The sequence below is a fragment of the Verrucosispora sp. SN26_14.1 genome, assembly GCF_004307965.1.
GTDB lineage: Bacteria > Actinomycetota > Actinomycetes > Mycobacteriales > Micromonosporaceae > Micromonospora.
The window spans coordinates 18,564-32,765 of the sequence record NZ_SISL01000009.1 but is presented as its reverse complement, the minus strand read 5'-3'; the positions used below and the strand labels follow the sequence as shown (position 1 = coordinate 32,765).

General features: G+C 71.1%; 19 protein-coding genes. 18 read left to right on the top strand and 1 reads right to left on the bottom strand.

The features are described 5' to 3' along the window. The first annotated feature begins 3 nt into the window (after nucleotides 1–3). Genes EYA84_RS02080 through EYA84_RS02025 form a run of 12 tightly spaced genes read left to right on the top strand, consistent with a single transcriptional unit; the run spans nucleotide 4 to nucleotide 8,413 of the window. Nucleotides 4–1,452 (top strand): phage portal protein, encoded by a 1,449-nt coding sequence (locus tag EYA84_RS02080; protein ID WP_236145558.1) that lies wholly within the window; start codon nucleotides 4–6, stop codon nucleotides 1,450–1,452. Then, nucleotides 1,442–2,506 (top strand): hypothetical protein, encoded by a 1,065-nt coding sequence (locus EYA84_RS02075; RefSeq protein WP_131051278.1) that lies wholly within the window; start codon nucleotides 1,442–1,444, stop codon nucleotides 2,504–2,506. The genes EYA84_RS02080 and EYA84_RS02075 overlap by 11 nt, the downstream gene beginning before the upstream one ends. Nucleotides 2,507–2,541: 35 nt before the next feature. Next, nucleotides 2,542–3,279 carry a hypothetical protein gene (locus tag EYA84_RS02070; protein ID WP_131051277.1) on the top strand — a complete coding sequence of 246 codons (738 nt, stop codon included), beginning with the start codon at nucleotides 2,542–2,544 and terminating at the stop codon, nucleotides 3,277–3,279. A 13-nt stretch (nucleotides 3,280–3,292) separates the two neighbouring features. Next, complete coding sequence (locus tag EYA84_RS02065; RefSeq protein ID WP_131051276.1) at nucleotides 3,293–3,682, top strand: head decoration protein; 390 nt, start codon at nucleotides 3,293–3,295, stop codon at nucleotides 3,680–3,682. Nucleotides 3,683–3,700: 18 nt separating this feature from the next. Continuing rightward, nucleotides 3,701–4,738 carry a major capsid protein gene (locus EYA84_RS02060; protein ID WP_131051275.1) on the top strand — a complete coding sequence of 346 codons (1,038 nt, stop codon included), beginning with the start codon at nucleotides 3,701–3,703 and terminating at the stop codon, nucleotides 4,736–4,738. Continuing rightward, nucleotides 4,735–5,157: a hypothetical protein gene (locus EYA84_RS02055; RefSeq protein ID WP_201272271.1), complete on the top strand. Its 423-nt coding sequence runs from the start codon at nucleotides 4,735–4,737 to the stop codon at nucleotides 5,155–5,157. The genes EYA84_RS02060 and EYA84_RS02055 overlap by 4 nt, the downstream gene beginning before the upstream one ends. Before the next feature lie 60 nt (nucleotides 5,158–5,217). Beyond that, complete coding sequence (locus tag EYA84_RS02050) at nucleotides 5,218–5,637, top strand: hypothetical protein (protein WP_131051274.1); 420 nt, start codon at nucleotides 5,218–5,220, stop codon at nucleotides 5,635–5,637. An 8-nt stretch (nucleotides 5,638–5,645) separates the two neighbouring features. Beyond that, nucleotides 5,646–6,059 carry a hypothetical protein gene (locus EYA84_RS02045; protein ID WP_131051273.1) on the top strand — a complete coding sequence of 138 codons (414 nt, stop codon included), beginning with the start codon at nucleotides 5,646–5,648 and terminating at the stop codon, nucleotides 6,057–6,059. Between the two features lie 13 nt (nucleotides 6,060–6,072). Beyond that, a complete protein-coding gene (locus tag EYA84_RS02040) occupies nucleotides 6,073–7,215 on the top strand; it encodes a hypothetical protein (protein WP_131051272.1) in 1,143 nt (380 codons plus the stop codon). Nucleotides 7,216–7,224: 9 nt separating this feature from the next. Then, complete coding sequence (locus tag EYA84_RS02035; protein ID WP_131051271.1) at nucleotides 7,225–7,614, top strand: DUF6093 family protein; 390 nt, start codon at nucleotides 7,225–7,227, stop codon at nucleotides 7,612–7,614. Beyond that, nucleotides 7,611–8,003, top strand: coding sequence for a hypothetical protein (locus EYA84_RS02030; protein ID WP_131051270.1), 393 nt, complete (start codon nucleotides 7,611–7,613; stop codon nucleotides 8,001–8,003). The genes EYA84_RS02035 and EYA84_RS02030 overlap by 4 nt, the downstream gene beginning before the upstream one ends. Beyond that, nucleotides 8,000–8,413 carry a hypothetical protein gene (locus EYA84_RS02025; protein WP_131051269.1) on the top strand — a complete coding sequence of 138 codons (414 nt, stop codon included), beginning with the start codon at nucleotides 8,000–8,002 and terminating at the stop codon, nucleotides 8,411–8,413. The genes EYA84_RS02030 and EYA84_RS02025 overlap by 4 nt, the downstream gene beginning before the upstream one ends. Here EYA84_RS02025 and EYA84_RS02020 read toward each other — a convergent pair. After that, nucleotides 8,410–8,604, bottom strand: a complete 195-nt coding sequence (locus tag EYA84_RS02020; protein WP_131051268.1) for a hypothetical protein — start codon at nucleotides 8,602–8,604, stop codon at nucleotides 8,410–8,412. The genes EYA84_RS02025 and EYA84_RS02020 overlap by 4 nt on opposite strands. Before the next feature lie 75 nt (nucleotides 8,605–8,679). Here EYA84_RS02020 and EYA84_RS02015 point away from each other — a divergent pair, with 75 nt between their 5' ends. The 6 genes from EYA84_RS02015 (at nucleotide 8,680) to EYA84_RS01990 (ending at nucleotide 14,143) form a co-directional block, all read left to right on the top strand. Beyond that, entirely contained in the window at nucleotides 8,680–9,015 is a 336-nt protein-coding gene (locus tag EYA84_RS02015) for a hypothetical protein (protein WP_131051267.1), read from the top strand. A gap of 11 nt (nucleotides 9,016–9,026) precedes the next feature. Next, the gene (locus EYA84_RS02010; protein ID WP_131051266.1) at nucleotides 9,027–9,386 is read left to right on the top strand and encodes a hypothetical protein; all 360 of its coding nucleotides are present in this window, start codon (nucleotides 9,027–9,029) and stop codon (nucleotides 9,384–9,386) included. Between the two features lie 3 nt (nucleotides 9,387–9,389). Continuing rightward, nucleotides 9,390–9,869, top strand: coding sequence for a hypothetical protein (locus tag EYA84_RS02005; RefSeq protein WP_131051265.1), 480 nt, complete (start codon nucleotides 9,390–9,392; stop codon nucleotides 9,867–9,869). An 81-nt stretch (nucleotides 9,870–9,950) separates the two neighbouring features. Then, a complete protein-coding gene (locus tag EYA84_RS02000) occupies nucleotides 9,951–10,514 on the top strand; it encodes a hypothetical protein (protein WP_131051264.1) in 564 nt (187 codons plus the stop codon). A 35-nt stretch (nucleotides 10,515–10,549) separates the two neighbouring features. After that, the gene (locus EYA84_RS01995) at nucleotides 10,550–10,927 is read left to right on the top strand and encodes a hypothetical protein (protein WP_131051263.1); all 378 of its coding nucleotides are present in this window, start codon (nucleotides 10,550–10,552) and stop codon (nucleotides 10,925–10,927) included. A gap of 3 nt (nucleotides 10,928–10,930) precedes the next feature. Next, on the top strand, nucleotides 10,931–14,143 hold the full coding sequence (locus EYA84_RS01990; RefSeq protein ID WP_131051262.1) for a phage tail tape measure protein: 3,213 nt from the start codon (nucleotides 10,931–10,933) through the stop codon (nucleotides 14,141–14,143). Nucleotides 14,144–14,202: the final 59 nt, after the last annotated feature.

Genomic DNA, 14,202 nt, shown 5'->3' with positions numbered 1-14,202 from the left:
CCGATGTCCCCGGAGGAGACCGTCTCCTACCTCGACGCGAAGTTGCAGCGGGCGCAGTTTCCTCTGCGGAAGTTGGACGCCTACTACGAGGGTGAGCAGCCGCTGCGGTTCTTGGCGCTCGAACTCAAGCAGGAGTTCGGTGAGCGGCTGGCGGAGATGGTCATCAACTGGCCGGAGATGGTCGCCGACGCCTACGAGGCCCGCCTGGACCTGACGGGTTTCCGCTTCCCGGGGTCGACCAGCAACGGGGTGGACGTCGATGAGGCGGACGCCGATGTGTGGGGCATCTGGCAGGACAACGACATGGACCGGCGGGCCCCGCAGGCGCATCTGGAGTCCATCGCATTGGGCCGCGCGTACGCGATCGTCGGCGCCCGGGGTGCGCTCGTTCAGGGGCCTACGGACGCTGATGGTGATGCTGATGACCCGTTCGACGAGGACACCGATTCGCCGCTGATCACGGTGGAGCATCCGACGCAGTGCATCACCGAGCAGGACCCTCGCACCCAGTATCCGGTGTCGGCGTTGAAGCGGTGGAAGGACGCCGACGGGTTGCAGCGGGCCACCCTGTACCTGCCGGACTCGACCCGTCATTTCGTGCGGACTCGTCGGTGGGTGGAGCAGGACCGCGACGAGCACAACCTGGGTGTCGTGCCGGTGGTGCCGCTGGTGAACCGCGGTCGACTACTCAAGCACGACGGGCGCAGCGAGTTCGCCTCGGTGATCCCGATCGCCGATGCGGCCAACAAGATGGCCACGGACATGATGGTGTCTGGCGAGTTCCACGCGATGCCGCGCCGGTACGCGTTGGGCTTTTCGCAGGGCGACTTCGAGGACGAAGACGGCAACCCGATCAGCCCGTTCGAGCAGATCGCCGGACGGATGTGGGCCACCGCGAAGAAGCCGGGCGAAGCTGCGGTGGGCCAGTTCCCGGAGTCGGACCTCACGGTGTTCCACAACACCATCAAGCTGCTTGCCCAGATCGTCGGTCAACTGTCCGGGCTGCCGCCCCACTACACGCAGTTCACCGGCGACAACCCGGCCAGCGCGGACGCCATCCGGTCATCGGAGGCGCAGATGGTGAAGCGGGTGGAACGCAAGCAGACCGGCTTGGGGGCGGACTGGCGGCGGGTGATGGCGATCGCCTTGCGGATCCGTGACGGCGCGGGCTGGGACAAGCGGGCCCGCCGGATGAAGGTGGTGTGGCGGGATGCGTCCACGCCGACGGTCGCGCAGGCCGCCGACGCGTCGGTGAAGAAGCGCCAGCAGGGCATCACGACGCTGCGGCAGGCCCGCATCGACCTCGGGTACTCGCCGGAGGAGATCCGGCGCATGGAGGAAGAGGACGAGCTGGAAGCCGCCCGCGACCCGGTGCGGCGCATCGCCGCCGAGCTGGCCGCCGACCGTCCGCCGCCGCCGGTGGAGGAGCCGGAGACGGTCGGTGTCGGTTGAGCAGGTCGCTCGGGCCCACTACCGGCAGCGACGGCGGCTCGTGGACGCGCTGGCGGCGGTGGCGCGGCTGCTGTGGGTACGCGTCGACCCGGACGACATCGCCCGGTCGTGGACTGGCCTGCTGGCCGAGCTGGTGCCGCTGACCAACGCAGCGCAGTTGGCGGCGGCCCGGTCCGCCGACGGGTATCTCGACGAGGTGCTCGACGCGCAGCGCGTCGACCCGGCGCGCGAGGGCCGGCTGGTGCCGGCTGGTGTGGCGGGGGTTGCGTCGGACGGACGGCCGCTGGCGTCACTGCTGTACGAGCCGGCCGTCGGCGCTCTGGTGGCGATCCGCGACGGGGCGACCGTCGAGCGGGCGCTGGCGGGCGGGTACGCGGCCCTGGACACGATGGTGCGTACTCAGGTGGCCGATGCGGGCCGGGTGGCCGACCAGACGGCGCTGGTGACCCGGCGTCGGGCGACCGGGTACGTGCGGATGGTGGTGGGCCGTACCTGCGGCCGGTGCGTGGTCCTGGCGGGCCGGCACTACGGGTGGAACACCGGCTTCGACCGGCATCCGCATTGCGACTGCATTCACGTCCCTGCTGCGGACGACACCGCTGACGACGTGCGGACGAACCCGCGAGCATGGTTCGACAGTCTCAGTGCCGTCGAGCAGGACAAGCAGTTCACGAAGGCCGGCGCGGAAGCGATCCGGCTGGGCGCGGACATCTCGCAGGTGGTCAACGCCCGCCGCGGCGCGTTCGGGCTGGCCCCGGCCGGAGCCCGGATCACCGCCGACGAGGCGCGGATGCTGCGGGGTGGCCGTGAGCGTGGCCGCCTGGAGGCGGTCGACGTGTACGGCCGGCAGTTGTACGTCACCAGCGAAGGGGTGACGCCCCGGGGCCAGGCCGGCATCCGGCTGGGTGCCCGCGAGTCCGGTGAGAAGCGGGACGGGGGTCGATACCGGTCGGCCCGCCCGCCGCGGCTCATGCCCGAGTCGATCCTGGCGATCGCCGGCAGCAACCGGAACGAAGCGGTCCGCCTGCTCAGGCGGTTCGGTTACATCACCTGACCTGGGCGCGACGCCCGGTCCTACTGGAGGTCGCGATGACCCTCACCAGCATCAAGCCGGGGCTGCGCGCCGCAGGCGACCTGCCACTGCACCCCACCCTGACCCACCCGCACACCGGCGCCCCGATCCGGGCGCTGGGTGTGCGCCGGGACGGCCGACTGATCTGGCCGGCCCTCGGCGCGGCCCCCGACGACGGGGGCGAAGGCGGCGGGGAGTCCGGCGAGACCGAAGGCGGCAAGCCGGAGGGCGAGTCCGGGAAGTCCGAGGGCGACGGCGACAAGCCGCTTGGCCCGGGTGGCGAGAAAGCACTCGCAGCGGAGCGGGAGGCGCGCAAGGCGCTGGAGAAGCGCATCGCCGCGCTGGCGCCGCTGGAGAAGCTCGCCACGGCCCTGGGTGGCGGTGACGTCGACAAGGGCAAGACCGAGGTGGAGCAGCTCACCGAGCGGCTGGCCGCGCAGGAGCGGGCCATCGCCGACGAGCGGACCGCCCGCTGGCGCGCCGAGGTGCAGGCGGAGAAGAAGCTCACCGCGGTGCAGGCGGCCCGGCTGGTCGGGTCCTCAAGAGAGGAACTGCTGGCGGACGCCGACGAGCTGCTCGCCGCCTTCGGCGGCACCGGCCAGGACGACCAGGCAGGCCAGAACGGCGCCCGGCGGCCGGGCATGCGACCGGATCCGGCTCAGGGCGCGAGGCCCGGGCAGAAGACGTCGTCGCTGGAGTCCGGCAAGTCCCTGTACGGCGAGCGGCACAACAAGAAGACGACCACGACAACCTAGGAGCGCGAGGGCGATGAACCTCAACCCCGTGACCGAGACCTTCCAGAACGAGGACCAGCGGTGGCTGGGGTCCGCCCACGCAACCGAGTCCGCCGAGTCGATCACGCTGGACACCAGCGCGTTCACGTCGGGCACCCACTACCCCAACGGCTACTTCCCGTCCGGCCTGCCGCTCGGGAAGATCACCGCGACGGGGTTGTACGGCCCGTACAGCGACGCCGCGTCCGACGGCCGGGAGACCCTCGTCGGGCTCCTGCTGTGCACGGTCGACGCGCCGAGCGTCAACACCCAGGACCCGCAGGGCGCGCTGCTCTGGCACGGCCGGGTCATCGAGTCCCGTCTGCCGATCGCGATCGACGCCAACGGGCGTGCCGACGTGGCCGGCCGGATCCGGTTCGTCTGAGAAGGGAGGTAGCCGAACATGCTGCTCAACGCTGACTACATCGAGCCCGTCGAGCTGACCGGGTACGTCCGGGAGGCTGCGGCGAACCTGCCGGTCAACCAGTTCTCGCTGGCGCGGTGGCTGCCGAACCGGCCGATCGACGACCTGGAGTACCGGTTCACCCGGGGTGGTGAGGGTCTCATCGAGGCCGCCACGTTCCGCGCGTACGACGCCGAGTCGCCGATCGGGCACCGGCCGGGCCTGACCCGGGTGTCGGGTGAGCTGCCGCCGATCAGCCGGAAGATCCGGCTCGGGGAGTACGACCGGCTGCGTCAGCGGTCGGCGAACGCGACGGCGGTCCGTGACGCGATCCTCACCGACGCGGAGCGGATGGCCCGGTCGGTGGCGGCCCGTCTGGAGCTGGCCCGGGGTGACGCGCTGGTCAACGGCTCGGTCACGATCAACGAGAACGGTGTGGTGGCCACGGTCAGCTTCGGCCGGTCCGGCAGCCACTCCGTCACGCCCGGCACGCCCTGGTCGACGATCGCGTCGGCGACGCCGCTGGCGGACCTGCTGTCCTGGCAGCAGACCTACATCACCAGCAACGGTGAGGCGCCCGGCGCGATGGTCATGCCCAGCACCGTGCTGGGCTACCTGCTGCGTAACGCCGAGATCCGCGCCCTGGTCGGGTCGACGCTGGGGGTGCCGTCGCGGGTGTCGCAGGCGGCCCTGCGGGGCATCCTCGACGACCACGGACTGCCGCCGTGGTACATCGTCGACGAGCAGATCAACGTCAACGGGTCGGCGGTGCGGCCGATCCCGATCGACCGGTTCCTGTACCTGCCGGCGCCGGTGGACCCGAACGACGCGGACGGCACCCAGCTCGGTGCGACCCTGCTGGGCACGACCGCCGAGTCCCTGGACCCGCGGTACAGCCTGGAGGAGGCCGAGCGTCCGGGCATCGTCGCGGGCGCGTACACGACCGAGGACCCGATCGCGGTGTGGACGAAGGCCGCGGCGATCGGCCTGCCGGTGTCGGTGAACCCGGACCTGTCGTTCGTGGCGGACGTGGCGTGAGCCGCCCGGAGCTGGCCACGTACGTGCACGTGGCGGACGAGCAGGGCACGGCGCATGTGTTCGGTCCGGGTGATCGGGTGCCGGACTGGGCGGTCGGGAAGATCGTCAACCCGAAGGCGTGGAAGGGCGGCAAGGCGCCGGGCCCGGCCGAGTCGCCGGAGGACGAGATGGCCCGGTTGCAGGCCCGGATCAACGCCCTGAAGGCCGCCGTCGCCGCGGGCACGGGCCCCGGCCAGAGCGTCGACACCGCCGGCGACCCGGACGAGGGCGAGCCGGTGCCGCCGCCGAAGGGCGGTCCGGGGTCGGGTGCTCCGGCGTGGCGGGCGTACGCGGCGGCCAACGATGTCGAGGTGGAGGCGGATGCGTCCCGTGAGGACGTGATCGCGGCTCTCGACGAGGCGGGTGTCCGCACCGAGTAGGACTCCGGTCGGCCTGGGTCTCCCCGTCCTGGGCCGACCGGACCACCCCGAGGGGGCAACGTGCCTGACCTGTTCACGCTGGAGCAGCTCGCCTCGTACATGCAGCAGGATCTCGACCTGGCGTCGGCGACGCTGGCGCGGCTGCTGGCGACGACCCTGATCCGCAACGAGATCGGCGGCACCCGGTACGACGCGCTGACGGATCTGTCGCCGCTGCTGCCGGTCGCCCTGGACGTGGCCCGGCGGCTGATGGACCCGCAGAAGGGCTTGCAGTCGTCGACCAGGCAGGTGGACGACTACCGGGAGACGGACACGTACGTGACGGGCTCGCCGGGTGCTCCAGCGCTGACGGCGGACGAGCGGGATCGGGTCCTGAAAGCGGTGGGGCTCAGCCCGTCGGGGGCGTTCACGATCCGCCCGGGCGCTCCGGCGCGACCGGTCCGTGGGTGTGGGGAAGCGGCTCGGCCGCTGCGCTGGTAGGAGGGTCTGTGGCGACGAGAATTTCAACGGCGGCCCGCAACGCGGCGGCCTCGGCGATCGCGGGTCTGCTGGATGGCGGTCCGGCGGCGGGCACGATCAAGGTGTACACGGGCTCGCAGCCGGCGACGGCGAACGATGCCGAGTCGGGCACGCTGCTGGTGACGTTCACGCTGGCCGATCCGGCGTTCGGTGCTGCCAGCTCGGGCGTGGCCACGCTGGCGGGTACGCCGCTGTCCGCAACGGGCGCCGCGAACGGCACGGCCGGGTGGTTCCGGGCTGAGGATTCGACCGGCGCGAACGTGCTGGACGGATCCGTGACCGCGACCGGTGGCGGTGGGGACCTGGAGCTGTCCACCACGACCATCTCGATTGGTCTGACGGTGGAGTTGACGTCCGGCTCGGTGGCGATGCCCGCGAGCTGATCGGAGGTGGCCGGTGGCGACCCTGACCAACAGCTTCGAGGGCGGGACGGCCGGCGACACGATCACCACCGGCAACAGCGGCGGATCGTCCGGCGACGCGTGGACGCTGACCGGCGACACGGCCGGCGGGTCGTGCACGTACTCGGCGACCGGCCCGTCGCACGGCTCCCGCTGCATGGCGGTGACGTTGGGCGCGACGGGCGGCGCGGTGCGACGCGGATGGAGCGTCAACGCCGAGGACTCGACGAACACCCAGCACTTCCGCTTCTACATCGATCCGGGCAGCGTCTCTGGCACGGTCAGCCCGTTGCGGGCCATGAACGTGACCAGCTCGGCACAGCGGTTCCGGGTGCAGCTCACCGCCGCCGGGGTGCTGACCTTCCACAACAACGGCAACGCCACCTTGTGGACGTCGTCGGCGTTGGCGGCGGGTACGCAGTGGCGGGTAGAGGTGTCGGCGGCCGGGTCGACGTCGGCGACGGCCCGGGTGCGAATCTTCGCCGGGGATGCGACCTCCGCGAGCCAGGATTCCGGCGATCTGACCGGCGTCAACATGGGCGGTCCGCTGCGGGAGGTGTGGTTCGGCCAGACCGGCGCCACGTCGAACGTGTCGCTGCGCCTCGACGAGGTCGGATGGTCGGACACGGCCCCGCTCGGCCCTGCGACGTCGCCGACGGTGTCCGGCATCCTGGCCGGGTCTCTGCCGCCGCTGTCGGCGTCTGCCGCCGGGTCGGCCCGCTCGTCGGGTGCGGCCGTCGTGCTGCTGCCGGGCCTGTCGGCTGCTCTGGCGGGTGCGGCGCGGGCGTCGGGTGCGGCCTCGGTATCGCTGCCTGCGGTGTCGGTTGCCCTGGTCGGTGGCGCGTCCTCGGCGGGTGTGCTGGCGGCCGGTCTGCCTTCCGTCTCGGCCTCGATGGTCGGGTCGGCGCGGGCGGCCGGGCTGGTCGTGGTGTCGCTGCCCGCGCTGGCGGTGTCGGCGGCCGGCGGCGTTCGCGCTCCTGGCGTGCTGGCTGCCGTGCTGCCGTCGCTGGCGGTAGCCCTGGTGGGCGGGTCGGAGTCGGCGGGCGGGATCGTGCCGCGCCCGGTGGAGGGCGTGGTGGTGCGGCCTGCTGGCGGTGTGGTGGTGCGGCCGGCGGCGGGTGTGGTGACGCGACCGTAGGAGGTGCCCGTGGATGCGCTGTTGGGTCGAGGCCGGGCGATGGCTGAGCGGCTGATGGCCGATGAGTGCCTGATCCGCCGCCGCACCGGTAAGGCGACGGACCCGGTCACTGCGGTGGTCACGCCGACGTACGCCACGGTCTACGAGGGTCGGTGTCGGGTGCAGCAGCCGACGTCGGCGGCCCGTGAGGAGACTCCAGGCCAGGCGGTATTACTCATGCTGCGCTTCGAGCTCCAGGTGCCGGTTAGCGCGGTGGGGATCGCGGCCGATGACGAGGTGCTGCTGACAAAAGCGGCGCACGACCCGGACCTGCTCAACCGCGAGTTCGTGGTGCGTGGCCTCTCGCACAAGTCGCATCCGGTGATGCGGCGGGTCGAGGTAGAGGAGCGCACGAGTTGAGCGGCGTGGAGTTCGAGCACCGGGAACTGGATCGCTGGGTGCGGACCCTGGACAGCGCAGCCGAGGACGCCATCCCTGAGGCACGCAAGGTCGTCCAGAAGGGTGCGCTCAACATCAAGAAGGACGCCCAGCAGCGGATCTCGGGCCTCAAGCACGCCCCCGCGTATCCGTACGCGATCACGTACGACTCGAAGGAGACGGCCGGCGGCGCGGAGGCGGAGATCGGCCTGGACAAGAACAGGCGGCAGGGTGCGCTCGGCAACATCCTGGAGCTGGGCACAGTGAAGAACCCGCCCCGCCCGCACATGATCCCCGCAGCTCAGGCTGAGGAGCCCAGGTTCGAGAAGGCGCTCGCCGACCTCGCCGAGCGGCTGCTGAGGCGGTCATGACGGTCCAGGCGCACGCCGCCGCGTTTCTCGACTTGCTGCGCGCGGACGACCGGCTGACCGTGCTTGACGGGGAGGTGCCGGACGAGGTTCGGCCGCCGTACGTGCTGGTCTACATCACCGTGGACGACTCGGACGGCCAGAGCCCCGATTGGGGGGATGGTCTGGACGGTGACTCTGGGGTGGTGACGGCGCGTGCCTACTGCCACAGCGTGGGCGGGTCGGCGGATGCCGCTCGAATCGTCGCCGGATACGTACGGGAAGACCTGCTTGACCGGGAGCCGCCAGTGGAAGGCAGGACGCAGGGGAAGATCCGCAAGGACTTCTCCAGTCCGCCGGTCAAGGACGAGTCGACCGGGGTCGTGGTGATGGATCAGATCGACGTGTACCGGCTGCGCACCAACCCGGCTTAGCGGGGTCGCAGCACGGTGAGCAGCACGTAGGCGATCACCGCCGTCACGGCCACCGCGAGGATGTGCAGCCCTCCGGTGGCGCCGCCGGATCCGGCGATGCAGCCGGCGAGGAGTCCGGCGACGGCGGCCACGAAGACCCGGTTGCCGGTGTGGTTGAGGCTCCACCGCGATTCGTGCTGCTGATCAGTCATGCCGCGCACCGTAGCGGTCGCGTGCATCTTCTACGGCCCGGAGACGGGATCACGACACATGGAAGGGGCCGCCGCATGGCGCTGCTCACCGCAACCTCGGTCACCAGCGCGGCGACGACCGTCGCTCCGGCGGCCATGTCCACCTCCGACACCGTGTCGGCTTCCGACATCGGGGTCAACGGCGCGCTGTTGCAGGTCATCAACGGCGGCGGGTCGCCGGTCAACGTCACGCTCGCCGACCCGGGTGTCACCCGGGTCGGGAACGCGGGCACGGCCGCCCCGCAGGCGGTGGCGAACGGCGCCGACCGCTGGTTCCGGCTCAGCCCGGGCCACGTGAATCCGGCCACGGGGGTGGCGACGGTGACGTTGTCGTCGGCCACGTCGGTCACCTACAAGCTGATCCGCTGCTGAGAGGGCGAGCGATGGCGAAGACGACCTACTGGATGACCGACGGGTACGGTGCCGCCGCCCTGGTCGAGGGTGCCGACGAGCGGGACCGGTGGAAGCCGCTGGGCTGGTCGGTGGTCGACGGCGAGAAGGCCCTGGCTGGTGTGACGCACGTCTGGCTGCGGCACGAGGACCACGGCCAGCGGGCGAAGTTCCCGGCCGGCGCGGTGGAGCTGTGGCAGGCGAAGGGTTGGCACCCCAGCGACCCGCCCGAGCCCACCAGCCCGTTCAACGCCGACCAGCCGGCCGACGTGCTGCCGGCGCAGGTCGCCGCGCCCGTCGAGAAGTCCGTGACGACCGAGCCGGCTCCGGCCGCGAAGACCAAGGAGAAGTAGGACATGGCGGACATCCCCGGCGACGGTAAGACCAGGGCGGACTGGGTTCCGGCCATCGCCAACAAGAACGCCCCCACCACGTCCGAGCTGAACGCGGGCATCCGGGTCAGCCAGTGGGCGACCGCCGACGGCCTGGCCGGGTTCCGGCCGGAGACGGCGGACGTGCCGGTGACCGGCCTGGAGGACACCTTCGACACCAACACGAACGGTCGGCGCAGCTTCTCGGGCACGATGATGCGCTTCAAGAAGCAGACCGGGAGCGACGTGGTCTACACGACCATGACCCCGGACACCGAGGGTTTCATCGTGATCCGACGGTCGGTGGCGGCGGCGACCGCCTACGCGTCCGGCCAGGACGTCCAGGTGTACCCGGTGATCTGCGGCGAGACGGCGTGGCTCGACCCCGAGGCCAACACGGTGGAGCGCTTCGAGGTGCCGCTGAAGATGCGCGAGCAGCCGGCCCTGCGGGCTGTCGTCGCCTGACCCTGAGCGCGGGGGCAGACCACCTGGCCGGTCTGCCCCCGCTTCATGTCCAGGGCCAGGGCGAAAGGCCAGGACACGAGCATGACCAGCATCAAGGACCGCATCAAGAAGGCCAGCCACAACACCAAGCGCATCCCCGTGTACCTCGGGCTCGACCACAACCTCCTCGACGAGTACCAGCAGGCGCTCAGCGACCTGGAGGACGCGGAGAGCCGCGCCCCGGACGCCGACACGTCGACCTACGGCGACAGTCTGGAGTCGGTGCCGACCAGTCAGGCGGTGGTCGAGCAGCGTGAGCGTGTGCAGCAGCTCCGCGATCGGCTCGACGAGTACAAGGTGATGCTGACGATCCGGCCACTCGACGACGACGAGTGGGAGCGTGTGCGTCTGGCGCATCCTCCCCGTCGTGGCGGCGACGGCGTCGAGGCTGACCTGCGGGACACCGACTCGCAGTTCAACACGAGCACCTTCCCGGGTGGGCTGTTGCGTGCCGCCGTGGTCGATCCGCAGCTCGATGACGAGGACTGGGGTCGTCTGCTCGGCACCGACGGTCAGCCGGCGCTTCTGCCCATGCCGCAGCAGCACCAGGCGGCCGACGAGGTGCTGCGGATCTCCCGGCACCGGCTGAACATCCCTTTCTCGTAGGCCGCATCGCCGCCGATCCGCTGCTGCGGGATCGGTTGGAGGCGGCTGAGCGGCGGGGCATCAGCCTGAAACGCCTCGGCGGCTGGGAGCCGATCACCACCACCGAGTACGAGTACGACGAGTCCGGTCGGCTGGTGCGGTCCTGGTCGCAGCCGGAGAGCGAGTGGGACCAGGACCAGCAGGCGTGGGTGGACGCGTGGGCCGAGTACCGGGCCCAACGCTGCCCGTGCGGGTGTGGCCAGCGGTACGCCGACGTCACCTCCGAGGAGGAGGGCGGGCCGCAGTTCGTCGCGGACCGGAAGGTGTGCCGGGCCCGCCTGGCGCTGCTGGAGGCGCAGAAGGCCGCTGAGACGCAGGACGTCATCGGCGGCGCCCGTCTGTGGCAGGTCCGCATGGTCGACGAGAGGGGGTGACGGGTGGCTGCGCTGCGCACGATCGGGGTGCGGATCCAGGCTGACGTCGCCGGCTACAAGGCCCGGCTGAATGAGGCCAGCAAGTCGACCAAGGACTTCGCCGCCGAGATGAACAAGGCGGCCACCGGCGGCCAGCTCGACCAGGTCGCCGACTCGGCGGCGCTGATGGGCGCCGGTCTGGTGGCCGCGTACGGCTTCGCGATCAACGAGTTCGCCAAGTTCGAGAAGCAGATGTCGTCGGTCCAGGCCGCGACGCAGGCGAGTGCGCAGGAGATGGAGCTGCTGCGCGAGGCGTCGATGCAGGCCGGCAAGGACACCGCCTACTCGGCGACCGAGGCTGGTCAGGCAGTCGAGGAGCTGGCCAAGGCCGGTGTGGCGACGGCCGACATCCTGCGCGGTGGTCTGGCTGGTGCTCTCGACCTCGCCGCCGCCGGTCAGCTCGACGTGGCCGAGGCAGCAGAGACTGCCGCGAGCGCGATGGTGCAGTTCAAGCTCGACGGCAGCAAGGTTCCGCACATCGCCGACCTTCTCGCCGCCGCCGCCGGCAAGGCTCAGGGCAGCGTGCACGACATGGGGTACGCCCTGTCGCAGGCGGGTCTGGTGTCCGCGCAGATGGGGCTGAGCATCGAGGACACCGTCGGTACGCTGGCCAGCTTCGCGAGCGCGGGCCTGCTCGGCTCGGACGCCGGCACGTCGCTCAAGACCGCGATGCTGATGCTGGCGAATCCGACGGAGAAGGCCGCCGACCTCATGGAGGAACTCGGCCTGGTGACGTACGACGCCAACGGCAACTTCGTGGGCATCGTCAACTTGGCAGGGCAGCTCAAGACGCAGTTGGGGCAGCTCACCCAGGAGCAGCGCAACGCCGCCCTCGCGCAGATCTTCGGCTCGGACGCGATCCGGGCCGCGTCGATCCTCTACGAGCAGGGTGCTCACGGCATCCAGGGCTGGATCGACAAGGTCGATGACCAGGGCTACGCGGCCGAGACCGCGCGGCTCAAGACCGACAACCTGATCGGTGACCTGGAGCGGCTGCGCGGCGAGCTGGACAACCTAGCCATCCAGGCGGGCGAGGGTAGTGCGGGTGGGCTGCGGTGGCTGGCGCAGGCCGCCGAAGGCGTGGTGGCCCAGTTCGGCAGCTTGCCGCCGGCCGTGTCCGGGACCGCGCTGGCGGTGACCGGCCTGACCGGTGGCCTGCTGCTGCTCGGTGCCGGGTGGGTGAAGGCGCGCCGCTCCAACCAGGAGATGCTGTCCGAACTGCGGGCGACGGGTCCAGCGGGCCGCCAAGCCGCCCGGGGCCTGGAGACCGCGCAGCGTGGTGCGACGAGGGCGGCCGGGGCGTTCGTGGCGCTCCAGCTCGCCGGTGCCGCCCTCAGCTCGCTCCAGACAGACCTCAAGCCGCAGGTGGAAGCGCTCGGCAAGGGCCTCGCCACCTGGGGGCAGTCGGGGCATCTGGCGGGCGAGGCCGCCCGGGTGCTCGGCAAGGACATGGAAGACCTGTCGACCGGGATGAAGTACCTGGCCGACACCGACAACTCGCGTCGGCAGTGGACGCGGCGGCTGCAAGACGGCCTGGAGTCGCTGATCCCCGGCCTGGACGGCACCAACCGGTCCCTCACGAAGACCCGTGAGCGGGTGGAGGCGATGGACCAGGCCCTCGCCGGGATGGTCCAGCAGGGGCAAGCCGATCAGGCGGCGGCCGTGTTTGCGAAGCTCTCCGAGGAGGCTGCGAAGCAGGGCGTCACCGTCGATGAGCTGCGGAAGATCTTCCCCGGCTATGTGGCCGCGCTGGAGACGGCCGGTCCGGCGTCGGACAAGGCTGCTGGTGCGGTCGGGTCGGTCGGGAAGGCGGCCGAGGAGGCGGCGAAGCGGACGCAGGAACTCAAGGATGCGTTCGACTCGCTGTTCGAGTCGCAGATGACGGCCGACCGGGCGGCCCTCAAGAGCGCGGACGCGATCGAGGCGCTCGACGAGACGTTCCGCAAGCACAAGTCGACGATCGACATCACCACCGAGTCGGGCAAGGCCAACCGCAAGGCCATCCTCGACCGCATCGACACGATCAAGGAGGAGCGGGACGCCCGGCTGGCTCAGGGCGAGTCGCTCGACAAGGTGAACCGGCGCTACGTCAAGGACATCGACGGCCTGCGGAAGTCGATGCGTCAGGCCGGGTTCACCAAGGAGGCCGTCGAGGAGCTGACCGGCGCGTACCGGGACATCCCCCGGACCGCCCGGACCACTGTCGAGGTGGTGGGCGACAAGAAGGCCCGCGACAAGCTCGGTGAGATGTACGTGCGTCAGCGCGCTCTGGCGAAGGGCACGACCATCGCCGAGGAGCAGCGCCGTTACGACAAGCTGAACGCGTTCGCGGACGGCGGGTGGACCGGCCCGGGCGGCAAGTACACCCCGGCGGGTGTGGTGCACGCCGACGAGTTCGTGATCCGCAAGGAGTCGCGGCAGCGCATCGAGCAGCGGCATCCGGGTCTGCTGGAGGAGATGAACGCCACCGGCCAGGTCCACGGCTACTACAACGGTGGTCGGGTGGTGCGGTGGCCGTTCCCGGTGACCGCCGAGTACACGAAGGTGCCGTCGTGGCGTGAGGTGGCGGCGCAGGTGACGCCGAACTTCGGGCCGTGGCCGCCGTCCCCGTCGGCGCAGCGCGGTGACTCCGACGTGTGGCGGGGCATCGTGGCCCGGATCCGCGCCACCGGCCCCCTGTCCGGCTCGTTCGGTAACGGCTACCGGCCGGGCGATCCGCTGTGGCACGGGTCGGGTCGGGCCGTGGACTGGATGGGCTACAACCAGGACGCCCTGTCGACGCTGATGACGGGGTGGCGTCCCCTGGAGCTGATCCACCGCACGAACCGGCGCGACTACGCGTACACGCGGGGCGTCAACAAGGGCTCGTTCAGCAACGCGCTGATGGAGGCGCACCGCAACCACATCCACATCGCGATGGCGGACGGCGGGGTGATCCGTGAGCCGGTGTACGGCATCGGCGTCGACACGGGCCGCAGCTACAGCTTCGCGGAGCGGGGCCCGGAGACCGTCGTCCCCGGCGTCGGGGCGATGGCCGGCGGTGGCCGGACCGTCGTCGAACACATCCACCGGCACGTGGTCGTCCTCGAGGGCAACGGCGTGCTGCGCGAGTTTCGCCGCGAGGTCGAGCTGAACGGCGGCGACGTGCAGAACACCTTCGGGAGGAAGAAGCGGTGACCTTCCCGCTGCAAGTCCGGGTTCAGGTGGCACCCGGCGTTGATCCGGCGTCGGACCCG

Excerpts from the sequence above, each read along its gene's own strand:
- EYA84_RS02080 (WP_236145558.1), top strand. The coding sequence starts at position 4 with ATGTCCCCGGAGGAGACCGTCTCCTACCTCGACGCGAAGTTGCAGCGG.
- EYA84_RS02070 (WP_131051277.1), top strand. The coding sequence starts at position 2,542 with ATGACCCTCACCAGCATCAAGCCGGGGCTGCGCGCCGCAGGCGACCTG.
- EYA84_RS02065 (WP_131051276.1), top strand. The coding sequence starts at position 3,293 with ATGAACCTCAACCCCGTGACCGAGACCTTCCAGAACGAGGACCAGCGG.
- EYA84_RS02060 (WP_131051275.1), top strand. The coding sequence starts at position 3,701 with ATGCTGCTCAACGCTGACTACATCGAGCCCGTCGAGCTGACCGGGTAC.
- EYA84_RS02025 (WP_131051269.1), top strand. The coding sequence starts at position 8,000 with ATGACGGTCCAGGCGCACGCCGCCGCGTTTCTCGACTTGCTGCGCGCG.
- EYA84_RS02020 (WP_131051268.1), bottom strand. The coding sequence starts at position 8,604 with ATGACTGATCAGCAGCACGAATCGCGGTGGAGCCTCAACCACACCGGC.
- EYA84_RS02015 (WP_131051267.1), top strand. The coding sequence starts at position 8,680 with ATGGCGCTGCTCACCGCAACCTCGGTCACCAGCGCGGCGACGACCGTC.
- EYA84_RS02010 (WP_131051266.1), top strand. The coding sequence starts at position 9,027 with ATGGCGAAGACGACCTACTGGATGACCGACGGGTACGGTGCCGCCGCC.
- EYA84_RS02005 (WP_131051265.1), top strand. The coding sequence starts at position 9,390 with ATGGCGGACATCCCCGGCGACGGTAAGACCAGGGCGGACTGGGTTCCG.
- EYA84_RS02000 (WP_131051264.1), top strand. The coding sequence starts at position 9,951 with ATGACCAGCATCAAGGACCGCATCAAGAAGGCCAGCCACAACACCAAG.